Source organism: Sulfitobacter sp. 15WGC (assembly GCF_005068605.1).
In the GTDB taxonomy this organism is placed as follows: Bacteria; Pseudomonadota; Alphaproteobacteria; order Rhodobacterales; family Rhodobacteraceae; genus Sulfitobacter; species Sulfitobacter faviae.
Window position 1 is genome coordinate 231,776 of the sequence record NZ_SZNL01000002.1, and the last position, 22,361, is coordinate 254,136.

The 22,361-nt window shown below is 65.1% G+C and carries 20 protein-coding genes and 1 pseudogene; 9 read left to right on the plus strand and 12 right to left on the minus strand.

What is annotated here, in order from left to right; all coding sequences use genetic code 11:
- Both ftsY and FCK22_RS02645 read right to left on the minus strand, forming a co-directional pair.
- Positions 1-1,356: a signal recognition particle-docking protein FtsY gene (ftsY, locus tag FCK22_RS02640; RefSeq protein WP_067266222.1), complete on the minus strand. Its 1,356-nt coding sequence runs from the start codon at positions 1,354-1,356 to the stop codon at positions 1-3.
- A gap of 94 nt (positions 1,357-1,450) precedes the next feature.
- On the minus strand, positions 1,451-3,163 hold the full coding sequence (locus tag FCK22_RS02645) for an NAD(P)H-dependent oxidoreductase subunit E (RefSeq protein WP_067266172.1): 1,713 nt from the start codon (positions 3,161-3,163) through the stop codon (positions 1,451-1,453).
- A 160-nt stretch (positions 3,164-3,323) separates the two neighbouring features.
- On the opposite strand from FCK22_RS02645, the gene FCK22_RS02650 reads away from it, so the two are divergent.
- Both FCK22_RS02650 and FCK22_RS02655 read left to right on the plus strand, forming a co-directional pair.
- Positions 3,324-4,325, plus strand: coding sequence for an alkane 1-monooxygenase (locus FCK22_RS02650; RefSeq protein WP_067266175.1), 1,002 nt, complete (start codon positions 3,324-3,326; stop codon positions 4,323-4,325).
- Positions 4,326-4,366: 41 nt separating this feature from the next.
- Complete coding sequence (locus FCK22_RS02655) at positions 4,367-4,756, plus strand: hypothetical protein (protein WP_067266225.1); 390 nt, start codon at positions 4,367-4,369, stop codon at positions 4,754-4,756.
- A gap of 6 nt (positions 4,757-4,762) precedes the next feature.
- Here FCK22_RS02655 and xseA read toward each other — a convergent pair.
- Positions 4,763-6,326 (minus strand): annotated as a pseudogene (xseA, locus tag FCK22_RS02660) (exodeoxyribonuclease VII large subunit).
- A gap of 70 nt (positions 6,327-6,396) precedes the next feature.
- Between xseA and purD the strand changes: the two are divergent.
- The gene (gene purD / locus FCK22_RS02665) at positions 6,397-7,662 is read left to right on the plus strand and encodes a phosphoribosylamine--glycine ligase (protein WP_067266180.1); all 1,266 of its coding nucleotides are present in this window, start codon (positions 6,397-6,399) and stop codon (positions 7,660-7,662) included.
- Positions 7,663-7,696: 34 nt separating this feature from the next.
- Here the strand turns inward: purD and FCK22_RS02670 are convergent, their stop codons facing one another.
- Together FCK22_RS02670 and FCK22_RS02675 are read right to left on the minus strand one after the other, a co-directional pair.
- Positions 7,697-8,392, minus strand: coding sequence for a VCBS repeat-containing protein (locus FCK22_RS02670; RefSeq protein WP_067266183.1), 696 nt, complete (start codon positions 8,390-8,392; stop codon positions 7,697-7,699).
- Positions 8,392-8,715 carry a 2Fe-2S iron-sulfur cluster-binding protein gene (locus FCK22_RS02675; protein WP_067266186.1) on the minus strand — a complete coding sequence of 108 codons (324 nt, stop codon included), beginning with the start codon at positions 8,713-8,715 and terminating at the stop codon, positions 8,392-8,394. The genes FCK22_RS02670 and FCK22_RS02675 overlap by 1 nt, the downstream gene beginning before the upstream one ends.
- A gap of 211 nt (positions 8,716-8,926) precedes the next feature.
- On the opposite strand from FCK22_RS02675, the gene FCK22_RS02680 reads away from it, so the two are divergent.
- The gene (locus FCK22_RS02680) at positions 8,927-9,433 is read left to right on the plus strand and encodes a peptidoglycan-binding domain-containing protein (protein WP_136720186.1); all 507 of its coding nucleotides are present in this window, start codon (positions 8,927-8,929) and stop codon (positions 9,431-9,433) included.
- Between the two features lie 53 nt (positions 9,434-9,486).
- Here FCK22_RS02680 and FCK22_RS02685 read toward each other — a convergent pair whose 3' ends face one another.
- The 6 genes from FCK22_RS02685 to rpiA all read right to left on the minus strand — a co-directional run bounded on the left by FCK22_RS02685 (position 9,487) and on the right by rpiA (position 15,940).
- A complete protein-coding gene (locus FCK22_RS02685) occupies positions 9,487-10,971 on the minus strand; it encodes a Do family serine endopeptidase (protein ID WP_067266190.1) in 1,485 nt (494 codons plus the stop codon).
- Between the two features lie 184 nt (positions 10,972-11,155).
- Positions 11,156-11,350 carry a DUF2065 domain-containing protein gene (locus FCK22_RS02690; RefSeq protein ID WP_067266191.1) on the minus strand — a complete coding sequence of 65 codons (195 nt, stop codon included), beginning with the start codon at positions 11,348-11,350 and terminating at the stop codon, positions 11,156-11,158.
- Complete coding sequence (locus FCK22_RS02695; RefSeq protein WP_067266193.1) at positions 11,347-12,411, minus strand: protease modulator HflC; 1,065 nt, start codon at positions 12,409-12,411, stop codon at positions 11,347-11,349. The genes FCK22_RS02690 and FCK22_RS02695 overlap by 4 nt, the downstream gene beginning before the upstream one ends.
- The gene (gene hflK / locus FCK22_RS02700) at positions 12,411-13,613 is read right to left on the minus strand and encodes an FtsH protease activity modulator HflK (protein WP_197470940.1); all 1,203 of its coding nucleotides are present in this window, start codon (positions 13,611-13,613) and stop codon (positions 12,411-12,413) included. Before hflK ends, FCK22_RS02695 begins: the two co-directional genes overlap by 1 nt.
- Before the next feature lie 68 nt (positions 13,614-13,681).
- The gene (gorA, locus tag FCK22_RS02705; protein WP_067266195.1) at positions 13,682-15,061 is read right to left on the minus strand and encodes a glutathione-disulfide reductase; all 1,380 of its coding nucleotides are present in this window, start codon (positions 15,059-15,061) and stop codon (positions 13,682-13,684) included.
- 90 nt (positions 15,062-15,151) lie between these two features.
- Positions 15,152-15,940 (minus strand): ribose-5-phosphate isomerase RpiA, encoded by a 789-nt coding sequence (gene rpiA / locus FCK22_RS02710; RefSeq protein WP_067266197.1) that lies wholly within the window; start codon positions 15,938-15,940, stop codon positions 15,152-15,154.
- A gap of 253 nt (positions 15,941-16,193) precedes the next feature.
- On the opposite strand from rpiA, the gene FCK22_RS02715 reads away from it, so the two are divergent.
- Entirely contained in the window at positions 16,194-17,567 is a 1,374-nt protein-coding gene (locus FCK22_RS02715) for an L-serine ammonia-lyase (protein ID WP_067266230.1), read from the plus strand.
- Positions 17,568-17,661: 94 nt separating this feature from the next.
- On the plus strand, positions 17,662-18,573 hold the full coding sequence (locus FCK22_RS02720) for a pirin family protein (protein WP_067266199.1): 912 nt from the start codon (positions 17,662-17,664) through the stop codon (positions 18,571-18,573).
- A gap of 19 nt (positions 18,574-18,592) precedes the next feature.
- Here the strand turns inward: FCK22_RS02720 and FCK22_RS02725 are convergent, their stop codons facing one another.
- A complete protein-coding gene (locus tag FCK22_RS02725; RefSeq protein ID WP_067266202.1) occupies positions 18,593-19,177 on the minus strand; it encodes a TetR/AcrR family transcriptional regulator in 585 nt (194 codons plus the stop codon).
- A 74-nt stretch (positions 19,178-19,251) separates the two neighbouring features.
- Between FCK22_RS02725 and FCK22_RS02730 the strand changes: the two genes are divergently transcribed.
- From FCK22_RS02730 to glpX, 3 genes are all read left to right on the plus strand, one after another.
- Positions 19,252-19,620 carry a hypothetical protein gene (locus FCK22_RS02730; RefSeq protein ID WP_067266205.1) on the plus strand — a complete coding sequence of 123 codons (369 nt, stop codon included), beginning with the start codon at positions 19,252-19,254 and terminating at the stop codon, positions 19,618-19,620.
- A 116-nt stretch (positions 19,621-19,736) separates the two neighbouring features.
- Positions 19,737-21,023, plus strand: a complete 1,287-nt coding sequence (locus FCK22_RS02735) for a homoserine dehydrogenase (protein ID WP_067266207.1) — start codon at positions 19,737-19,739, stop codon at positions 21,021-21,023.
- Between the two features lie 324 nt (positions 21,024-21,347).
- Positions 21,348-22,310: a class II fructose-bisphosphatase gene (gene glpX, locus FCK22_RS02740; protein ID WP_067266210.1), complete on the plus strand. Its 963-nt coding sequence runs from the start codon at positions 21,348-21,350 to the stop codon at positions 22,308-22,310.
- Positions 22,311-22,361: the final 51 nt, after the last annotated feature.

A 22,361-nucleotide genomic window follows, 5' to 3' on the forward strand; every position in this document is an offset into this window, starting at 1 on the left:
TCAGCCATCCGTGCCCACCAAGGCGGCGGCGAATTCATCCGGGTCAAAGGGCGACAGATCGTCAATCTGCTCGCCCACGCCCACGGCATGAATGGGCAGGCCAAAGCGATCCGCCAGCGCCACCAGCACGCCACCCTTGGCGGTGCCGTCAAGCTTGGTCATCACCAGACCGCTGACATCGGAGATCTCCTGAAAGACCTTCACCTGATTGACCGCATTCTGCCCCGTCGTCGCATCCAGCACCAATAGGGTGTTATGCGGCGCGGTCTCATCCTTCTTGCGGATGACGCGGACGATCTTGGCCAATTCCTCCATCAGGTCGCCCCGGTTTTGCAAGCGGCCCGCCGTGTCGATCAGCAACAGATCGGCCCCCTCTTCCTGCGCGCGGCCCATGGCGTCAAAGGCAAGACTCGCCGGGTCGCTGCCCTCGGGCGCGGTCAGCACGGGCACGTTGGCGCGTTCGCCCCAGACCTGCAATTGCTCTACCGCGGCGGCGCGGAAGGTATCCCCTGCGGCGATCACGACCTTCTTGCCCGCCGCACGGAATTGCGAGGCCAATTTGCCGATGGTCGTCGTCTTGCCCGAGCCGTTCACACCGACCACCAGCACCACTTGCGGGGTCTTGGCATAGAGCGGCAAGGGCCGAGCCACAGGCTCCATGATCCGGCTGACTTCGCTGGCGAGCAGTTTTTTGATCTCAGCCACCGAGAGTTTTTTGCCAAAGCGCCCCTCGGCCATATTCGCGGTGACCCGCAGCGCCGTGTCGACGCCCATGTCGGCGCTGATCAGCAGCTCTTCGAGCTGTTCGAGCATCTCGTCATCCAGCGTCCGGCGCACCACGGGCTGCGCGGCGCCGCGCCCCATGAGACGGCCCAGAAGACCCGGTTTGGCGGCGGCGGCCTCGGCTGGGGTTTCGTCCAGCGCCGGGGCGACGGGGGTCATCGCTTGGCGCAGGTCGGTCGCCGCGGGAACTTCCTCCGGGGTCGGTGCAGGCTCGGGGTCAGCGGCGGGGGGGTCCTGCGCGGGTCTGGGGTCCGGCTGGGGCTCAGACGGTTCGGGCTGCGGTTCAGGCGCAGGCTGCGGCTCGGGTTCTGGGAGCGTCTCGGGTTCCGGGGCGGGTTCAGGCGCGGGGGTCGGCTCTTCCGCCGCCTCCCGCTCTGCCGCCAACATCGGGCCGCTGTCCTCCTGCCCGTCGGGCATCACGTCAGAGGCCGCGCCGGGCTGGTCCATCACCGCATCCACGGGGGCCGCTTCGGCCTCCGCCTCTCCGCCATCGCTGACGATTGCCTCCAACCCCTCGTCGAGTTTAGACGAGGATTTGAACAAGCGGTCCTTGAGCTTCGTGAAGAAGGCCATCGGCGTCTCCCATGCAGTTTCGTCTTGATCTATAGGCTTGCCCGCGCAGATGGAAGGGCGCCCGGGCAGATCAAGCCCGCCGGGAGGGGCGAGGTCAGATTTCATCGGGGAAATGCTGCATCACCAGCCGGATCGGGTTCGGCGCCGCCTGCCCCAGCCCGCAGATCGAGGCATCGACCATGGCGGTCGACAACGCCTCCAGCAGGTCTTGGTCCCAGCGGTCCTCCTGCATCAGCTTCACCGCCTTTTCACAGCCGACCCGGCAGGGCGTGCATTGGCCACAGCTTTCATCCTCGAAAAACCGCAGCATGTTGAGGGCGGCGGCCCGCGCGCTGTCGTGTTCCGACAGGACGACCACCGCCGCCGAGCCGATGAAAGACCCATGTGGCTGCAACGTGTCAAAGTCCAACGGCAGATCCGCCATCGACGCGGGCAACAGCCCCGAGGACGGCCCACCCGGTTGATAGGCTTTGAACAGATGGCCCTCTGCCATGCCCCCCGCCGAGGCGATGATATCGGTGATGGTCGAGCCTGCGGGCAGCAGATACATCCCCGGGCGCGCCACACGGCCCGAAACGGAATAGCTCCGCAGCCCCTTGCGGCCATTCTTTTCGACCCCATTCAACACCTGCGGCCCCTCGCGGCAAATGCGGGCGATCCAATGCAGAGTCTCCACGTTATGCACCAAAGTCGGGCGGCCAAAGACACCGACCTGCGCCACATAGGGCGGGCGGTGGCGCGGCAATCCGCGCTTGCCTTCGATGCTTTCGATCATGGCGCTTTCCTCGCCGCAGATATAGGCGCCCGCCCCGCGGCGCAGATCGACATAGCCGGGCGTAATGAGGCCCGCACCTTCCAGAGCGCCAATCTCACGGCGCAGGATCTCCAGCACCGCCGGGTATTCGTCGCGCATGTAGAGAAAGACTTTCTCCGCCTCCACCGCCCAAGCGGCGATCAGCATCCCTTCGAGGAAGAGATGCGGCCTGCGTTCGAGATACCAGCGGTCCTTGAAGGTGCCCGGCTCGCCCTCATCGCCATTCACCGCCAGATAGCGCGGGCCGGGATTGCCGCGCACGAAGCCCCATTTCTTGCCCGAGGGGAAACCAGCCCCACCAAGGCCGCGCAGCCCAGCCTGCAACAATTGCTCCTGCACCGCTTCCCAATCGCCCCCCTGACGCAGGTTCAACAGCGCGTTGTAACCCCCTGATGCCGCGTAGGTTTCGTAAGTTTCATAGCCAGGCAGGTGGGCATGGGTATCTCCGGCGCCAATGGCCGCAAGAACTTTCTCGGGCGTCGCGTGGTCGATATGGTTATGCCCCAGTTCCAGCACCGGCGCCGTGTCGCAGCGCCCCATGCAGGGCGCGCGCAACACGCGCACTTCGGTCGGGTCCAACCCCTCCTCCAACGCGGTTTTTAACGCCTGCGCCCCGGCCAGCTCGCAAGACAGCGAATCGCAGACGCGGATGGTCAGCGCGGGCGGCGGGGTCTCGCCCTCTTTCACCACGTCGAAATGGGCGTAAAAACTGGCGACCTCATAGACCTCGGCCATCGACAGGCGCATCTCTTCGGCCAAGGCGCGCAGATGCGCGGCCGACAGGTGGCCAAAGCGGTCTTGGATCAGATGCAGAAACTCGATCAGCAGATCGCGGGCGCGCGGGCGGTTGCCCAACAGCGCGCGGACCTCCTCCCACGCCGTATCCTCCAACTGCCGCCCCTTGGGGTGATGCCGCCCCTTGCCCTTGCCGGATTTCCAAACGCCCTTTCGCGGCTCCCCCGCCGCAGCCTTGCCGTGATCGTCCAGCGCCATGTCTCTCCCCCCGCCTTGCTTTCCGCCTTGGTAACAAATCCAAAGCCCTAGGCGCGATCAAAAAGCGACAATCGCGCGGGTGTTTGCGTTGTGCACGGCCCCTGCGGCGGGCAGAATACGGGGGCCGAGCCGATTGGCGTGGGGTCGCAGGGGAAAACGCATGCTGTGGTATGTGATCGCAAGTCTGACACCGGCGGTGCTGATCGCCGCGGCCGCCCTCTGGGGCGGGGTCTGGCCCGTGCTGGCGCTGTTGTCGATCACGGTGCATGTGGCCTTTATGGACCGGTTGGGCCGCGCGCTGCGCCTTTCCGACAGCTCGGGCCGCGCCCTGACGCTGACCTTGGCCGCCGCGCATTTCCTGCTGCTGCCGCTCGGGGTCTGGGCGATTGGCGCAGCCCCGCATCTTGAGGGGCTGGACCGCGCCCTGATCTTTGCCGCCCTTGGCCTGTTTCTGGGCCAGATCAGCAATTCCAACGCCCATGAGTTGATCCACGCCCGCCGCCGCCTGCCCCGGCGGATTGGCACGGCGATCTATATCTCGCTGCTGCACGGGCACCACGTCTCGGCCCATCTGCGGGTGCATCATCCCGCCGCCGCCACCCCGGCTGACCCCAACTCCGCGCCCAAGGGCATGGGGTTCTGGCGGTTTCTGCTGAGCGCAAGCTGGGGGGAGTTTCGCGCGGGGTGGCAGGCCGACAGCGCGCAGCGGGCGCGCAAGACGGGGGCGAAAGGGTTGCACCCTTACGTGCTCTACCTCACTGGCGCGGCGCTGGCGCTGCTCACGGCGCTGCTGCTAGGCGGGGTCGACGGGCTGCTCGCCTATATCGGGCTGGCGGCCTATGCGCAGATGCAACTGCTGCTGTCGGACTATGTGCAGCACTATGGGCTGCGACGAGAGCAGCGCCCCGATGGCCGGTTCGAGCCGATGCGCCCGCAGCACAGTTGGAACGCGCCCAAATGGTACTCCGCCGCGATGATGCTGAACGCCCCGCGCCATTCGGACCACCACATGCGCCCCGCCCGCGCCTTCCCGGCGCTGGAAGTGACCCATGATATGCCGAAACTGCCCTATTCCCTGCCCGTGATGGCGGTGATTGCCCTCGTTCCCCCGCTTTGGCGGCGGATGATGGACCGGCGCGTGGCGCGGTGGCATCGGCGCTGACCCCACTGGCGCGGGGCGCGGGCTTCTGGCAGGCTGGTGGCATGAGACATGCCTTCGCCCTGATCTGCGCCTTCCTTCCACTGCCTGCCTTGGCCGAGATGTCGGCGGCGGAGTTCGAAGCCTATACGGAAGGCAAGACGCTCTATTTCGGCCAGTCCGGCGCGCCCTATGGGGCGGAAATCTATCGCGAGAACCGGCGCGTGCAGTGGTCCTTCCTCGATGGCCATTGCAAAGAGGGGCGCTGGTATGAGGCCGATGGGCTGATCTGCTTTGTCTACGAAGACGACCCCGCCCCGCAATGCTGGAGCTTTAGCGAAAACCCGACCGGGCTGGTCGCACGGTTCGAGAATGACCCGACCGAGACCGCGCTTTATGAGGCGAGGGAAATGACCGAGCCGCTGCTGTGCCTTGGGCCGGAGGTCGGGGTCTAGGCCAGTTCAGCCCTCGCCTTTGACCGGCAAGCGACCGTCGGCGAATTCGATCTCCAGATGCGCCGCCTTCTTGGCAGCCTCCGCACTGGTCACCACATCACCGTCGCCCCGCACCACGGCGAAACCACGGGCCAGCGTTTCGCGGTAGCCGAGCGTGCCGAGCGTGCGGCCCATCGCGTCGATCTGGCGGCGGCGGCGGTCCTGATCGGCGCGGCCTGCGCGCGCCAGCCGGGCCAGCACCTCTTTCAACCGTTGGTCTTGGCGCGACAGGTCGCGGCGCAGAACCTCGGGGCGGAAGGTTTGTGTGCGATCGACCAACCGCTCGCGGCGGCGGAGGATTTGGCGGTGCAGCACCTCGGGGTGGAACCGGTCAATCCGCGCGGCCAGCCGTTCGCGTTGCCCGGCCAAATTGCGTTGCCACGCCGGGTCGAGCCGTGCCGAGAGCTGCGCCAGACGCTGACGATCCGCCTCCAACTGGCGGCGCAGGGTGCCGGGGCGCAGAGCGCCTGACATATCGGCCAGCTTGACGCGGCGGCCTTGGACGCCTGCGATCAGCGCGGGGGCCAGTTTCTCCCCCCCCGCGATCAAGGCGCTGGCGCGGCCCCTCCAGCAGCGTGTCGGCCCGGGGCAAGGCCCGCGCCAGATCCCGCATCCGCTGGCTGCGACGGGTCAGCCCTTGGCTCAGCGCCTGACGCATCCTCGCGCCCTGCCCCTCCAGCCATGCCGCCAGCTCATGCCGCACCGGCACCGCCAATTCCGCCGCCGCCGTCGGCGTGGGCGCGCGTTTGTCCGAGACGAAGTCGATCAGCGTCGTGTCCGTCTCATGCCCCACGGCAGAGATCAGCGGAATGTCCGAGGCTGCCGCCGCGCGGGCGACGCTTTCCTCGTTGAAGCCCCAAAGGTCTTCGACCGAGCCACCGCCACGGGCCACGATGATCAACTCGGGCCGGGGCAACGCGCCACCGGGGGTGAGCCGGTTGAACCCTTGGATGGCGCGCACCACCTCGGGCGCGCATTTCGCGCCCTGAACGGCGACCGGCCAGACCAGCACCTTGCGCGGGAAACGATCCCGCAGCCGGTGCAGAATGTCACGGATCACGGCCCCCGAGGGCGATGTCACAACGCCGATAATCTCGGGCAGATAGGGCAGCGGGCGTTTGCGTTCGGGGGCGAACAGCCCCTCTGCCGCCAGCGCCGCCTTGCGTTTCTCCAACAGCGCCATCAGCGCGCCCATGCCCGCCGGTTTGATGTCCTCGATGACGATTTGGTATTTCGACTGCCCGCCAAAGGTGGTGATGCGCCCGGTGGCGATGACCTCCATCCCCTCTTCGGGCTGGGTCTCAAGCCGTGCGGTCACGCCTTTCCAGATCACGCCCGAGATGACCGAGCGGTCATCCTTGAGGTCGAGATAGACATGGCCCGAACGCGGGCGGCTGACGCGGCCCACTTCACCGCGAATCCGCACATGGCCGAACTCCCCCTCGATCACCCGTTTAATCGCGCCCGAAAGCTCGGTCACCGTGAATTCGGGGCTGTTGTCACCGGGGGCGGGGTCGTCGAACAGATCCATCTGTGCACCTTGTGTCTGTGGGCCCCCCAGCTTAGAACGCGGAGCAACGAAGTCCAAGGGAGTGCGCGGCATGAATATCCTGATCCTCGGCAGCGGTGGCCGCGAACATTCACTTGCTTGGGCGGTTATGCAGAACCCCAAATGCGACAAGCTGATCGTGGCACCGGGGAACGCGGGCATCGCCGCCATCGCGCAATGCGCCAAGCTCGACATCATGGATGGCGCGGCGGTTGTGGCCTTCTGCGAGGGCAATAACATCGATTTCGTCGTCATCGGCCCCGAAGCGCCCCTCGCCGCGGGTGTGGGCGACGATCTGCGCGCGGCGGGTTTCGATGTCTTTGGCCCCTCCAAAGCAGCGGCGGCGCTGGAGGCTTCCAAAGCCTTCACCAAGGAAATCTGCGACGCCTGCGCGGCCCCCACGGCGGGCTATGGCCATTTCACCGACGCCGCCAGCGCCCGCGCCTATGTCGAAAAGCAAGGTGCGCCCATCGTGATCAAGGCCGACGGTCTGGCGGCAGGCAAGGGTGTCATCATCGCCATGAGTGACGCCGAAGCGTTGGCCGCCGTGGATGAGATGTTTGACGGTGCCTTTGGCGAGGCGGGTGCCGAGGTCGTGATCGAAGAGTTCATGGAAGGCGAAGAGGCGTCTTTCTTCGTGCTCTGCGACGGGGAGACGGTGCTGCCCATCGGCACGGCCCAAGACCACAAGCGGGTCGGCGAAGGCGACAGCGGCCCCAACACCGGCGGCATGGGCGCCTATTCCCCCGCCCCGGTGCTGAGCGACGAGATCGCCGAACGCGCGCTGAATGAGATCATCCGCCCCTGCATGGCCGAGATGGCCAAGCGCGGAATGCCCTATCAGGGCGTGCTCTATGCCGGCTTGATGATCAAGGACGGCCAGCCGCGGCTGGTGGAATACAATGTCCGTTTCGGCGACCCGGAGTGCCAGGTGCTGATGATGCGCCTCGGCGCGCAGGCTTTTGATCTGATGCAGGCCTGCGCAAAGGGCGCGCTGGCCGATATGCAGGTGACCTGGGCCGAAGATCACGCGCTGACCGTGGTGATGGCCGCCAAAGGCTACCCCGGTGACTATGAAAAGGGCAGCGAGATCAAGGGCCTCTCCGCCCTGCCCGAGGATAGCGCCAATATGGTGTTCCACGCGGGCACCAAGGCGCAGGACGGGGCGATCTTGGCCAATGGTGGGCGGGTGCTGAATGTCACCGCACGCGGGGCCACGCTGGCCGAGGCGCAAGAGCGTGCCTATGCGATGGTCGATGGGATCGAATGGCCCGAAGGGTTCTGCCGCCGCGACATCGGCTGGCGCGCGCTGAGCTGACGGATGGCGGCTCTACCAGAGCCGCAGCCGCCCCTCATTCACAGGCCAGCGCCTTGGCAAAGCTCTCGGCCCCCGCAAAGGGGCCGATATCGCGCCGTGCAAGCTGCCCGCCTGTCAGGCGCACCCCCACTACACGTTCCCAATCGGCATCCGCCAGCACCATCTCCGGCCCTGCACCGCAATCGCGCAAACCGCCTGAGATATGCCGCTCTCCGATGCGGTGATTGGTCAGCCCCGTCATCTGTGCAATTTCGCTGAGCCGCCCATCGGCAAAGCGCCAGACCCGCAGCACCCGCGCCAGATGGGGCCGGTCGACATAGGCGATCTCGACAGCGCCATCGCCATCTAGGTCGGCGGCACCTATGGGGGCGAGCCACCGGTTGCTTTGGCCGATATGCGGGGTCTCGGTGATCTTGCCCTCGGGACCGTAAATCGCCAGCGCCGCGCCGCGGCTCACGTCCGTCTCGATCACCAGAACCTCGGGCGCGCCATCGCCGGTCACATCCACCAGCCGGGGGGCGATATCTTCGAAAACATGGTCGCGCGGCAGATGGAAGCGCCGCGCACCGCCATTTGCCAGAGAGACCTGCAAGCCGCCCCATTCCAGCGCGTCGCCAAGAATGCCATGGGCGTAGCGCCCGGTGGGCGCGATGTAATGCGCGGCGGTGATGGTCTCCGCCGCCGCATCTGTTGCGATCAGCGCCAGCAGTGCCGCGCCGATCCCCCGCATCAGATTTGCTTTTCCGGCATCTGCACGCGCAGACCGTCCAGCGCATCGGTGACCTTGATCTGGCAGGTCAGACGCGAACGCGCGGGATCGGGCTCGAAGGCGAAGTCGAGCATGTCTTCTTCCATGTCGTCCATCGGCGGCAGCTTCTCGGCCCAAGCCGGATCGACATAGACATGGCAGGTGGAGCAAGCGCAGGCCCCGCCACAGTCGGCTTCGATGCCGGGAATGTTATTGTCCCGCGCGCCTTCCATGACGGTGAGACCATTGGCCACCTCGACCACATGTTCGGTGCCGGAGTGTTCGACATAGGTGATTTTGGCCATGATGATGCCCTTTCGTCCTAAAAGTTCGGCCTTGTTTAACGGGCTATGGCAGCCGGTTCCAGCCCCCTTTTCGCAAGGTCACGGCGGGCCCGACATTGCGGTGGGCAAGGCCCACGCATCCCGCTAGTCTGCCCCCCGAACAACAGGCGAGCCCGAGAGACCGGCATGACACAGCCCCTCCCCCCCCAGAACCGCGCGGCGCTGCGCCGCTTTGCTGCTGGCCGTCGCGGCCTTGACGGGTTGCGAGACGGCGGCACCGGCCACGCCCCGCCCCGAGCCGGGGGTGCTAGAGGCCACCCGCAACGGCCCCGCAGGCGCGCCGGAGGGAAGCTGCTGGGGCCGCACGGTCAGCCCTGCGGTGATTGAGACGGTGACCGAACAGGTCGAAGTGACCCCGGCCAAGATGAACCCCGATGGCAGCATCGCCAAACCGCCCGTCTATAAGACAGAAACCCGGCAAGAGATCGTGCGCGCACGGGTCGACAACTGGTTCGAAACCCCCTGCCCCGACGTGCTGACGCCCGAGTTCAACAGCAGCCTGCAACGGGCACTCGAGGCGCGGGGGTTTTACGCGGGGCCAATCACTGGCGAGATGGACAAAGCGACACGGGCGGCGGTTCGACGCTATCAGGCTCGGCAGGGGCCGAACAGCGAGGTTCTGTCGCTGAGCACGGCACGGGCGCTTGGACTTGTGGCGGTGCCTCGACAAAACGGCTGACCCTGTAACGCAAAAGGGCGCCCGCAGGCGCCCTTCCAAACCGTTACGGCAGATCACTCCGCCAATGACAGCGCCACAAAGCGCGGGTCGCCGCCCCGGCGCACCAGCAGCAGCAGAGAGCGGCGGCCCGCCTCTTTCGCCGCGGCGATCCGGGCTTCGAGATCGGCAATGGTCGACACCTGCTCCTGCCCCGCTTCGGTGATGATATCGCCCATGCGCAGGCCCTTCTCGAAGGCCTCCGATGTTTGATCCACATCCGTTACGGCAAGGCCGGTCATATCGTCATCGGCCCCGAGTTCCGCGCGCAGCTCGTCTGTCAGCGGCATCAGGGTCAGGCCCATCAGCATGGTCGACTGCGGCTCGACCTCGGCCCCCTCATCGGCGTTGTCATCCATACCGTCGGGAACCGCGCCATCGGCCTCTTCGCGGCGGCCAAGTACGACCTTGATGGTCTGGGTCTTGCCGTCACGCAGCACGGTCACGCGCACCGTCGCACCCACGGGGCTGTTGCCCACCTGACGGACAAGACCACGGGTATCGACCACTTCGACACCGTCGAAGGATTTGATCACGTCGCCGGTTTTGAGCCCCGCCTCACGCGCAGGCCCCTCCGGCACATCGGTGATCAGGGCGCCGACGGCTTTCTTGAGGTCCATGGCATCGGCCACGTCATCGGTCACGTCCTGAATGCGCACGCCCAGCCAGCCGCGGCGGGTCTCGCCATATTCCTGCAATTGGTCAATCACGCGGGTGACGACATTCGACGCCATCGAAAAACCGATGCCGATGGAGCCGCCGTTGGGCGACAGGATCGCGGTGTTCACGCCGATCACCTCGCCATCCATGTTGAACAGCGGCCCGCCGGAGTTGCCGCGGTTGATCGCGGCGTCGGTCTGAATGTAATCGTCATAGGTGCCCGACAGCGCCCGGTTGCGCGCTGACACGATGCCAGCCGAGACCGAAAAGCCCTGCCCGAGCGGGTTGCCCATGGCAATCACCCAGTCCCCCACCCGCGCGGCGTTGCTGTCACCGAAAGAGACGAAGGGCAGCGGCGCGTCCGCTTCGACCTTCAAAAGCGCGATGTCAGTCTTGGGGTCGGTGCCGATGACCTCGGCGACCAATTCCTCGCCCGAGAAGAATTCGATGGTGATCTCATCCGCGCTTTCGATGACGTGATTGTTGGTCACCACATAGCCATCTTCGGAAATCACGAAACCCGAGCCAAGGGCCGAGGAACGGCGGGGCCGGTTGCCCTCACCATTGTTGCGGTCCTGAAACTCGCGAAAGAAGTCTTCGAAGGGCGAGCCTTCGGGCACGATGCCCTGCGGCCCGGTGCGGCCCTCAACCGTGGTAGAGGTGGTGATATTGACCACCGAAGGGCTAATTTTCTCGGCCAGCGGGGCGAGGCTTTCGGGTTTGGCCAGCGCCATGCTGGCTTGCAGGATCAGGAGGGTCAGCGCCATCACCCCCATTGCCATCGCTCGCATCCAGTGGGTGTGTTGTGCTGTTGTGGACAGGGAAACCGCCTTGGCCTGCATTCATCGTCTCCTGATTGTTCCTGTTGTTGCCAACGTGGGCAGAGTGCATTCCGAAAGGACGCGCTGCAACAGCAAAGATGGGGCCGATCACGGGCATTTCAACGGGTGGGAGTGTGACGATTTGCGACCCCGGCCTGCGAGGTCGTGGCCAAAACGGACGCCGATTCACCCCGCCCGCGCGGCGTCACAACCCCAGTTGAAAGGCGAGCCAAACCAAGATCAACCCGGCCACCACCGCCAGCGCGCCAAGCTGGCGCAGCGCGGCCTCAGGGATGCGGCGGAGCATTTCGAGCATCTGTTCCAAAAACGAAGGGGCCAGTGCGTACACCAGCCCCTCGAAAATCAGAACCGACCCTAGAGCCAGTAGAACCAGCGTCATTCTTCCAGCGCCGCTGGCAGATCTGTCTCAGCCTCCGGTGCGGCGGGGGCTGGCGTGGCGGGGGCCGCGGGGGCAGCCTCCTCCTGCGTATCCTCTGCCGCAGCGTTATCTGCCTCCGGCGCTGGCTCAGCCGCGGGCGCATCGGCGGCAGGGCTCTGCGGCGGTGCAATCGCATCGACCGAGGTCGTGGCGCTGCGGTCCGACCGCAGATAGTTAAAGAACTCACTATCCGGCGACATCACCATGGTGGAGTTCTGCCCCTGCAAAGCCTGCTCATAGGCGCTGAGCGAGCGGTAGAATTCAAAGAATTCCTGATCCTTGCCATAGGCCTGCGCGAAGATGTTGTTCCGCTGAGCGTCCGCCTCGCCTTCGATGATCCGCGCGTCACGACGGGCCTCCGAGAGGATCTCTTCGTAGGTACGATCAGCAAGGGCGATGACACGCTGCGCGGCTTCGCGGCCACGGGCGCGTTCGTCGGTCGCTTCACGCTCACGCTCGGCGATCATCCGTTGCAGGGTCGCGTCGAAGTTCTGCTCGGGCAGGTTTGTCTGACGCAGACGCACATCCACCACCTTGAGGCCAAGCGCCTGCGCGCGGGCATCGGCGCGGACACGGATCTGCTCCATCAGGTCGGCCCGTTCGGGCGACAGGATGGTGTTGGATGTCACGCCCTGCGAGCCGAGCACGGCACGGATTTGGCTTTCCATGATGCCGCCCATCTCGCTTTCGGCCTGACGTTCACCGCCCGCACCCAAAGCTTGCCGGTACTGCACCATATCGTCGATGCGGTAGAGCACGAAGGCGTCGATCTCAAGGCGCCGGTCATCGGCGGGGGTGACTTCGATCACCGGGGTTTCCAGCGACAAGATGCGGTCTTCGTAGCGCACGACCTCATCCAAAAGCGGGACTTTGAACCCGATGCCCGGCTCGTTGCGGACCTGTTTGATCTGGCCGAAACGCAGCACCAGCGCCTTCTCGCGCTCGTCCACCACAAAGACAGCCGACAGGATGCCCACGATGGCGATCACCACGATGGGGATGATAAGACTTGTTTTCCGCATCAGTTCGACCCTCCGCCGCGCCGCAATTCATTGAGTGGCAGATAGGGAACGACGCCCTGCCCACCTTGGCCGCTGCCGTTTTCGAGGATGACCTTATCCACGTCGCCCAGCACCTTTTCCATGGTCTCAAGATACAGACGTTTGCGCGTCACATCCGGCGCGTTGCGGTATTCTTCCAAGACGGCTTCAAAGCGGCTGGCCTCACCCACCGCGTCGTTCACGACGCGGGCGCGGTAACCTTCGGCGGCTTCCAGAAGCTGCGCGGATTCACCGCGTGCCTCGGCGGTGCGGCGGTTGGCATAGGCGTCGGCCTGGCGCTCGACCCGGTCACGCTCCTGCTCGGCGGCTTGCACGTCGCGGAAGGCATCGACGACCGACTGGGTCGTCGTGTTGCCATTGGCGTCGGTGACCTGCACAGTCTGGCTGGGCGGGTCAACCTTGTTCACGTTGACACGCAGCACGTTGATGCCGGTATTGCGGTTGTCGAGGGTGTTTTGGATCAGCTCCTTCACCCGATCCGCCACCGCGCCACGATCCCGGTTGAGGATCGGCGCCAGTTCGGATTGCGCGATGACTTCGCGCATGGCGGATTCCGAGATCGCCCGAACCGAGGCTTCGGGATCGCGCAGCGAAAATTTGAAGTCGCGCGCGTTCTTGATGTTCCAGACCACTTGGAAGTCGATGTCGACGATGTTCTCGTCCGTGGTCAGCATCAAGCCTTCGTTGCCGCCGCCGCCGCGCCGCACGCCCAACTCTTCGGTGCGGTTGGTGGTGACGTCAAACACCTCGGCCGTGACCAGCGGCCATGGGGCAAAGTTCAGACCCTCGGTGCCGATGCCGGAAAATTCACCCAAGAACAGTTCGATCGACTGCTGTTCGGGCCGCACGGTGTAGAAGCTGGCGAAGCCCCAAAGCGCCACACCGGCCAAAAGCGCGATGCCAAGGGTCGAACGTGTCACGCCCGGCCCGCCAGAGCCGCGACCGCCGCCGCCGGTGCCATTGCCCCGGTCGTCGCCACGCCCCCCCATCAAGACGCGCAGCTGCTCTTGCCCCTTGCGCACCAGATCGTCGATCTCGGGCATCTGGGGGCGGTCACCGCCCTGCCCGCGTGGCCCCTGCGGCCCGTCGTTGCCCCGGTCTCCGCCGTTGCCCCGGTTGCCGCCTCCGCCGCCCCCCCAGGGGCCTTGCGAATTTCCTGCCATTGATATGTTCCCCTCTGGGCCGCCCATGCGGCCTATCGTTCCAAAAATTGTACGCTTTCGCGTGATATTCAAGCCGTGCGGGTCGGATTACGCATCGTCACCAGTTCTTCGGACATGGTCGGGTGCACCGCGCATGTGGCGTCGAACTGCTCTTTCGTGGCGCCCATCTTGACCGCGATGCCGACCATCTGGATCAATTCGCCCGCGTTGGGTGCGACGATATGACAGCCCAGCACCACCCGCGTCTCGGCGCAGACGATGAGCTTCATCAGCACCCGGTCGGCCTTGCCCGCAAAAGCGCCCTGCATCGGTTTGAAGGAGGTCGCATAGACCTCAATCGGCCCCGCCTCCCGCGCGGCCTCCTCGCTCAGCCCCACGGTGCCCATCTCGGGCTGGGTGAAGATCGCCGAAGGCACCAGATCATGATCTACCGGCGTCGGATTGCCGCCAAAGACGGTCTCGACAAAGGCCATGCCCTCGCGGATCGCCACGGGCGTGAGGTTGATGCGGTTGGTCACGTCGCCGATGGCATAGACGGAAGGCACCGCGGTCTGGCTGTATTCATCCACCTCAATCTCACCGCTGCGGCCCAGTTTCACGCCCAGGTCTTCCAGCCCCATGTCATCGCTGTTCGGGCGACGGCCCGTGGCAAAGAGCACTTGGTCGAACATCTTTTCGGTGCCGTTGGTCGGCTTGACCTTCATCGGGCCGCTGCCGTCTTCGTGGCTGGGCGTCATCTCCAGAATGTTGGTGCCCAAATGCAGGTCGATCCCCTTTTCCTGCATCATCTCGGCCACCATGCCGCGGGCTTCGTCGTCAAAGCCGCGCAGAATCTGCGCGCCGCGGTAGTATTGCGTCACCTCGACACCCAAACCGTTGAGGATACAGGCGAATTCACAGGCGATATAGCCGCCGCCGATGATCAGGATCGACTTGGGCAGCTTCTCCAGATGGAACAGATCGTCAGAGACCAGCCCCAGTTCCGCATTCTCGATCTCGGGGCGCACGGGGCGACCACCGCTGGCGATGAGGATGTGTTTCGCGGTCTTCTCGGTGCCGTCGGACAGGGCCACGGTATGGGGGTCCTTGATCCGCGCGCGGGCGTCGAATGTGTCAACGCCGGAGTTCTTCAGAAGCTTGCGATAGACGCCTTCGAGGCGGTCCAACTCAGTATTCAGACGGCCTTTGAAGTCATGCCAGTCAAACGGCCCGGCCTTGAGATCCCAGCCAAAGCATTTCGCCTCATCCACCACATCGGCATAGCCCGAGGCGAAGACCATCAGCTTTTTGGGCACGCAGCCCCGGATCACGCAGGTCCCGCCATAGCGGTCTTCCTCGGCCAGACCGACCTTGGCGTCATGTTCGCCCGCCGCGACACGCGCCGCGCGCACACCGCCCGAGCCGCCACCGATGACAAACAGGTCGTAATCGAATTCATTCTTGGCCATTTGGCGCCTCTCTTAGTCGTTTTGGGTCTTGCGCGGGATCGCGCATATTTCGGTGTTGCGCGGGGTCGCGCGTGTCTCGCTTTGTGGGCGTTAATCGCTCAGGTCGGAAAACAGGTTGTCGGTCTCGACGAATTCCAAACGGTCGGTCGCCACGGTGCCTTCATTTATGTCGCGCACCTCGACCCTGCCATCCCCGTAACCGATCACAACCGCGTCACAGATATCTATGAACAGGCCGTTTTCCACCACACCGGGCATCTGGTTCAGCACCAGCGCCAATTGCCGTGCGTTGCCGATGCGCCCCAGCCGCAGGTCTAGGATATAGTTCCCCTCGTCGGTGATAAAAGGCACCTCGCCATTCATCCGCAGGGTCGAGCTTTGGCCCAGCACATCCATCGAGATCAGCGTCTCTTCGACCAGCGCCTGCGTGGTCTGCCAGCCAAAGGGAATCACCTCGATCGGCAGGGGGAATGCCCCCAGATGATGCACCTCTTTGCCGATATCGGCGATCACGACCATCTGGTCACTGGCCGTCGCCACGATCTTTTCTTGCAGCAAGGCCCCGCCGCCGCCCTTGATGAGGTTCAGGTCACCGTCGAATTCATCCGCCCCGTCAATCGTCAGGTCGAGCCATTTCGCCTCATCGAGAGAGATCACCTCGATCCCCACATCCCGCGCCAGTTGCGCGGTGCGCGAGGAGGTCGGCACGCCTTTGATCCGCAGCCCATCGTCGCGCACCATCTCGCCCAGACAGCGCACCAGCCACGCCGCCGTCGATCCGGTGCCAAGCCCCACGCGCATCCCGTCTTCCACGAATTCGCACGCCCGTTTCGCGGCCACGAATTTGGCCTTGTCGATCGGTGATAGGTCTCCGGACATCGGGTACTCCCTTGCAGGCGTTTGCCGCGTTATAGGGCGAATTGGCATAGGGTGCGAGGGGCAAGTCGGCGGTTTTTGGCGGTGCCGCACGCCGACAGGACGGGCAGAGCGCACGGCCTGTCGCTTTCGGCGCGCCACGGGGCGGCGGGAAATGGTTGGATCGGGCCTAGGTCGCTTGCAATGCGCCAAAGGTCTGGGCGATACCCGTCCCACCGCGCCCGCCACCCGCAACCATAAAAGGGTCCGCCACCTGATGTTTCTTTCGGTCTTCGACATGTTCAAAGTGGGCATCGGCCCCTCGTCTTCGCATACCATGGGGCCGATGGTGGCGGCGGGGCGTTTCCTTGACCAGATGCGCGCATCACCCTTCCAATTCGCCGGGCTGCGCGCCTCGCTGCACGGCAGCCTCGCCTTTACCGGCGTCGGCCATGCGACCGACCGCGCCACGATCCTCGGCCTCGCCGGGTTCACGCCCGAGGACTATGACGCAGATGCCGCCGAAAAGGTGCTGGAAGAGATCAAACAAACCCGCCGCATCAGCGTCGACGGTCTGCCCGAACTGCGCTTCGACCCTGAGCGCGACATGATCTTTGACTACGACACCAAGCTTGCGGGCCATGCCAACGGCATGATGCTGATGGCCACCGATGCCCAAGGCGACGTAACCTTACGCGAGACCTATTATTCCATCGGCGGCGGCTTCGTGATGACCGAAAAGGAACTCGCGGCAGGCAAGGACACCGACGAGGGCGCGCCGGTGCCCTTCCCCTTCAAGTCCGCCGCAGAAATGCTTGAGATGTCGGCCAAATCTGGCAAAACCATCGCAGGCATGAAACGCGCCAATGAAGAGGCGCGCGGCGGGGCCGAGAACCTGCGCGCCGGGTCGAAACGGCTGTGGCAGGTCATGCGCGACTGCATAGACCGGGGGCTGACCTCCGAAGGCACCCTGCCCGGCGGGTTGCAGGTGAAACGCCGCGCCAAGGGCATCTACGACGCGCTGATGGCCGAGCGCGGACAGAACCAATCCGCCCCGCATACGATCAACGATTGGATGAGCGTCTACGCCATGGCCGTCAACGAGGAGAACGCCGCAGGCGGGCAGGTCGTGACCGCGCCGACCAACGGGGCCGCAGGTGTGATGCCGGCGACCTTGCGCTATTACCTCGACCATGTCCCCGGCGCGTCAGAGGCGCATATCGAAGACTTCCTGCTCACCGCCGCCGCGATTGGCGGGCTGGTGAAATACAACGCCTCGATCTCAGGCGCCGAAGCAGGCTGTCAGGCCGAAGTCGGCAGCGCCGCCGCCATGTCCGCCGCCGGGCTCTGCGCCGTGATGGGCGGCACCCCGCAGCAGATCGAAAACGCCGCCGAGATCGCGCTGGAGCATCACCTCGGCATGACCTGCGACCCGGTGAAAGGGCTGGTGCAGGTGCCTTGTATCGAGCGCAACGGCTTGGGCGCGATCAAAGCGGTCTCGGCGGCCTCTCTGGCGCTGCGCGGCGACGGCACGCATCTTGTGCCGCTTGATGCCTGTATTGAGACCATGCGCCAGACCGGCGCGGACATGAGCGAGAAATACAAGGAAACCTCCCTCGGAGGGTTGGCGGTGAACGTGCCAAATTGCTGAAGCTGCGCAAATTTGCACAGGCCCCGTTCGCCGGGGCCAATTGTTGAGGTGACCGCCGCCCCCTATCTTCCGAGCAACTGCAAAGGAGAGCATCATGTCCCTCAGACCCACATTGGAAACCCGCCGCGCCACGCCCACGATGGAAGGCGCCGGGGTGAAACTACACCGCGCTTTCGGCTTCCACGACCCGTCGGAGCTTGACCCCTTTCTGCTGTTCGACGACTTCCGCAACGAGCATCCGCGCGACTTTGAGAAAGGCTTCCCTTGGCACCCGCACCGCGGGATCGAGACGATCACCTATGTGCTCGAAGGGACCGTGGCCCATGCGGATTCGCTCGGCAATACCGGTGATCTGAACGCGGGCGACGTGCAGTGGATGACCGCCGGATCGGGCATCCTGCACCAAGAAATGCCGCGCGGGAACGACAAGGGGCAGATGCACGGCTTCCAGCTTTGGGGCAACCTGCCCTCGGCCCAGAAGATGACCGCGCCGCGCTATCAGGATATGAAATCCGCCGAGATCCCGGTGGTGACCGATGACGACGGCACGAGGGTCAAGATCATCACCGGCGAGTTCTGGGGCAAACGCGGCCCCGTCGACGGCATCGCCGCCGATCCGCAGTATCTGGATATCTTCGTGCCTGCAGGCGTGAAAAAGACCTTTCGGATCGACACCTACCGCCGGGCTTTTGCCTATGTCTTTCAAGGTGCGGGCGCTTTTGCCGATGCCTCTGCCCCTTCGGGCGTGCTGCTGGAGAAAGAGGTCGCCGGCGAAGAGGTCAACATCCGCGACATGTCCGGGGACCGCACGCTCATCCGCTTTGGCACCGGCGATGAGGTCACGGTGCAGGCCGGGGAGGAAGGGGTGCGTTTTCTGCTGATTTCGGGCGCGCCGATTGAAGAGCCGGTGGCGTGGCACGGGCCGATCGTGATGAACACCCGCGCCGAGATACAGCAGGCGATGCGGGATCTGAACAACGGGACCTTCATCCGCCCCGCCCATTGACCCAAAAGGCCGTGGCCGCTCAGGCGGTCACGGCCTTGCGCACCATGTCCCAATATTGTGCCACGACCTCGTCCAGCGACAGCCGTCCGCCCGCGCGGTACCAAGTGTTCACCCCCGTCAGCATGGCGATGATCGCCAGTGTCACGATCTTGGTATCGGCGACGGCGAAATCGCCACTGGCCACCCCGGCGCGCAGGATCGCTTCAAGGCGATCTTCGTAGTCGCGGCGCAGGCGCTCGATCACGGCGAAATTCTCCTCCGTCAGATTGCGCAACTCCATATAGGCGATGAAAACCTCATCGGGCCGGTCCGCGTGAAAACGGATGTGGAAGGCCACGAAATCCTGCAACTGCTGCTTGGCGGGGCGGCTCGGATCATGGGGCGTTTCGGCCAGCAGATCGGTCATATGCGCCTGCATCAGGTCGAACAACAGGCTCTGCTTGTCGGGGGTGTAGTTATAAAGCGCCCCGGCCTGCACGCCGACTTCGGCGGCGATGGCACGCATGGACACGGCGGCATAGCCGCCCCGGGCGAAAAGCCGCAGCGCGGCGGCGCGGACACGCGGGCCGGTGATATCGGAGTGGGAGCCTGTGGTTCTTGCCATGGCGGCAATTTAATGAACAAGCGTTCAAAAGCAAACCCCGCTTGCGCGAAGATCACGGCTGGGCAGAACGAGGCATGACCCAAGCGCGCCCGCCCCGCCCCCTTTCAACCATCGCCCTGTTTCTGGGCGTCTCGCTGCTGGCGGGCTGCACGCAGTTTCCCGAACTCGACCGCACCATCACGCCCGCGTTGGAGGCCGCGCCCTACCCTGATCTGGTCCCGATCGACCCGCTTTTGGCCAAAGCCACCGCCGGGCGGATCGACCCGCTGCGGACCGAAGCGGCGCTCACAGGGCGTGCGGCCAATCTCGAAGCCCGCGCGGCGCGCGTCAGCCGCACAAGCGCCCAATCCGCCAGTGCTGCACGGGTGGCACGGCTCAGGGCGCGTGCTGCCGAACTCCGGCGCGCCCGCCAAGCCGCCGAGGACAGCGAAAGCGCTGAATAAACGGGCATCCCCGTGATGCGTATGCGCGTTGCACGCAGGCGCCGAACCCGCTACATCGCGGCTATGCCCGGCCCTGCCTGCCGGGCCTTTCGGATCAGACCAGAAGGACCACCGCCATGTCTAAGCCGCTTCGCCTCGGGATTGCCGGATTGGGAACCGTGGGCGTGGGTGTGCTGCGCATTCTGCGCCAGCAGGCCGCCCTGTTAGAGGCCCGTACCGGCTGCGCGATGACGGTCTCGGCGGTTTCGGCCCGCACCCGGAACAAGGACCGCGGACTGTCACTCTCTTCCTATGATTGGGAGGATGACCCCGTCAAACTGGCGACACGCGATGACGTGGATGTGTTCGTGGAACTCATGGGCGGCGCGGATGGGCCTGCCAAGGCCGCGACCGAGGCCGCGCTGGCGGCGGGCAAACATGTGGTCACCGCGAACAAGGCAATGCTGGCGATCCATGGCCAAGCCTTGGCCGAACAGGCCGAAGGCGCGGGCGTGGCCCTGCGCTATGAGGCCGCTGTGGCAGGCGGCATCCCGGTCATCAAGACGCTGATGGAAGGGCTTGCCGGGAATGAGATCACCCGGATCATGGGGGTGATGAACGGCTCGTGCAATTACATCCTGACGCGGATGGAGGACTCGGGCAAGACCTATCAAGAGATCTTTGCCGAAGCCGATGGGTTGGGCTATCTCGAAGCCGATCCGCAACTGGATGTGGGCGGCATCGACGCGGCGCATAAGCTGGCGATCCTGTCCTCCATCGCCTTCGGCACCAAGATCGACTTTGATGGCATCCAGCTTGAGGGGATCGAGCGGGTCGCCATCGAAGACATCCGCGCCGCCGCCGACATGGGCTACAAGATCAAACTGCTGGGCGTGACCCAGAAAACCGGCCGCGGGCTGGAGCAGCGGATGATGCCCTGCCTCGTGCCGCAAACATCGCCTTTGGGGCAGCTTGATGGCGGCACCAATATGGTGGTGATCGAAGGCGATGCCGTGGGTCAGATCGTGCTGCGCGGTGCCGGTGCGGGCGAAGGGCCGACGGCGAGCGCGGTGATGGCCGATGTCTGCGACATCGCGCGCGGGTTGCGCGGGCCGGTCTTTGGCCAGCCTGCCGAGACGCTTGAACAAACCACCCCCGCCAGCAGTCAGCGCCCTGCCCCCTACTACCTGCGCATGGCGCTGGTCGACAAACCCGGCGCGCTGGCGAAAATCGCCACGGTGCTGGGCGAAGCGGGTGTGAGCATCTACCGGATGCGCCAGTATGAACATGCGGATGTCTCGGCCCCCGTGCTGATCGTGACCCATAAGACCAGCCGCGATGCACTGCTGGAAGCGCTGGCGAATATGGACAAGACGGGCGTGCTGGCCGGTGAGCCGGTAGCGCTCCGGATCGAAGAGGTCTGAGGCTGAGGGCCATCGCCTGCCCGTGGGTGGGCGGGCGATGAGCGGTGCTTCGTGCCACTTTATGGCTCAACCCTAATGTGCGTCCGCCGGGGCCCACCCAGCCCCAGCAAATCGCCTACCCTGTCGCACCAAAGGTGCGCCTAGATAGACCGGCACGCCTTCGGCGTGACGAGGCGGGCAGGCGATGGCCCGGCGCCTACGGCTTGTTTCCGGGCCGGGGAGGCAGTTTCGGCCGAAGGGGCAGCCCCTTCCACAACCCAAAACTTGCCCCGAGGCCCGCGCGAGGGTACAGGACAGGAAACACATTGCACCCAAGGATACTCCATGACCGCTTCCGCCGAATTTCAAGACCGCATGCTCTCTCTGGGCCTCGCCCGCGTTTCCGAAGCCGCCGCGCTGGCCTCGGCCAAGCTGATCGGCAAGGGTGACGAGAAAGCCGCCGACCAAGCCGCCGTGAACGCCATGCGCGAACAGCTCAACATGCTCGACATCGCGGGCGTCGTGGTCATCGGCGAAGGTGAGCGGGACGAGGCCCCGATGCTCTATATCGGCGAAGAGGTCGGCACCGGCAAAGGCCCCGGCGTGGACATCGCGCTCGACCCGCTGGAAGGCACCACGCTGACCGCCAAGGACATGCCCAACGCGCTGACCGTGATCGCCATGGGCCCGCGCGGGTCCATGCTGCACGCGCCGGACACCTATATGGACAAGCTCGCCATCGGCCCGGGTTTTGAGACCGATGTCGTCACCCTCGACATGAGCCCCGGTGAGCGCGTCGAAGCGCTGGCCCGCGCCAAGGGCTGCGCGGCGTCCGACATCACCGTTTGCATCCTCGAACGCCCGCGCCACGCCGACATGATCGCCGAGGTCCGCGCCACCGGTGCCGCTATCCGTCTGATCACCGACGGTGACGTGGCTGGCGTGATGCATTGCGCCGACCCTGAAACCGGCATCGACATGTATATGGGCCAAGGCGGCGCGCCCGAAGGCGTGCTGGCCGCCGCGGCGCTGAAATGCATGGGCGGGCAAATGTATGGCCGCCTGCTGTTTCGCAACGAAGACGAAAAGGGCCGCGCCGCCAAGGCCGGGATCACCGAGTTCGACCGCGTCTATTCGCGCGACGAGATGGTCACCCAAGACGTGATCTTTGCCGCGACAGGCGTCACCGGCGGCAACATCCTGCCGGGCGTGAAACGCGAGCCGGGCTGGCTGACCACCGAGACGCTGATCATGCGCTCGCGCACCGGCTCGGTCCGTCGCATCAACTACCGCACCCCAGCGGAGTGAGGGCCAGACTGGCCCTCCCCACCCCCTTCCATAACGGCCAAATGAGGTCCG

Bases quoted from the DNA above. Each gene is read 5' to 3' on its own strand.
- ftsY (WP_067266222.1), bottom strand. From the start codon at position 1,356: ATGGCCTTCTTCACGAAGCTCAAGGACCGCTTGTTCAAATCCTCGTCT.
- FCK22_RS02645 (WP_067266172.1), bottom strand. From the start codon at position 3,163: ATGGCGCTGGACGATCACGGCAAGGCTGCGGCGGGGGAGCCGCGAAAG.
- FCK22_RS02650 (WP_067266175.1), top strand. From the start codon at position 3,324: ATGCTGTGGTATGTGATCGCAAGTCTGACACCGGCGGTGCTGATCGCC.
- FCK22_RS02655 (WP_067266225.1), top strand. From the start codon at position 4,367: ATGAGACATGCCTTCGCCCTGATCTGCGCCTTCCTTCCACTGCCTGCC.
- purD (WP_067266180.1), top strand. From the start codon at position 6,397: ATGAATATCCTGATCCTCGGCAGCGGTGGCCGCGAACATTCACTTGCT.
- FCK22_RS02670 (WP_067266183.1), bottom strand. From the start codon at position 8,392: ATGCGGGGGATCGGCGCGGCACTGCTGGCGCTGATCGCAACAGATGCG.
- FCK22_RS02675 (WP_067266186.1), bottom strand. From the start codon at position 8,715: ATGGCCAAAATCACCTATGTCGAACACTCCGGCACCGAACATGTGGTC.
- FCK22_RS02685 (WP_067266190.1), bottom strand. From the start codon at position 10,971: ATGCAGGCCAAGGCGGTTTCCCTGTCCACAACAGCACAACACACCCAC.
- FCK22_RS02690 (WP_067266191.1), bottom strand. From the start codon at position 11,350: ATGACGCTGGTTCTACTGGCTCTAGGGTCGGTTCTGATTTTCGAGGGG.
- FCK22_RS02695 (WP_067266193.1), bottom strand. From the start codon at position 12,411: ATGCGGAAAACAAGTCTTATCATCCCCATCGTGGTGATCGCCATCGTG.
- hflK (WP_197470940.1), bottom strand. From the start codon at position 13,613: ATGGCAGGAAATTCGCAAGGCCCCTGGGGGGGCGGCGGAGGCGGCAAC.
- gorA (WP_067266195.1), bottom strand. From the start codon at position 15,061: ATGGCCAAGAATGAATTCGATTACGACCTGTTTGTCATCGGTGGCGGC.
- rpiA (WP_067266197.1), bottom strand. From the start codon at position 15,940: ATGTCCGGAGACCTATCACCGATCGACAAGGCCAAATTCGTGGCCGCG.
- FCK22_RS02715 (WP_067266230.1), top strand. From the start codon at position 16,194: ATGTTTCTTTCGGTCTTCGACATGTTCAAAGTGGGCATCGGCCCCTCG.
- FCK22_RS02720 (WP_067266199.1), top strand. From the start codon at position 17,662: ATGTCCCTCAGACCCACATTGGAAACCCGCCGCGCCACGCCCACGATG.
- FCK22_RS02725 (WP_067266202.1), bottom strand. From the start codon at position 19,177: ATGGCAAGAACCACAGGCTCCCACTCCGATATCACCGGCCCGCGTGTC.
- FCK22_RS02730 (WP_067266205.1), top strand. From the start codon at position 19,252: ATGACCCAAGCGCGCCCGCCCCGCCCCCTTTCAACCATCGCCCTGTTT.
- FCK22_RS02735 (WP_067266207.1), top strand. From the start codon at position 19,737: ATGTCTAAGCCGCTTCGCCTCGGGATTGCCGGATTGGGAACCGTGGGC.
- glpX (WP_067266210.1), top strand. From the start codon at position 21,348: ATGACCGCTTCCGCCGAATTTCAAGACCGCATGCTCTCTCTGGGCCTC.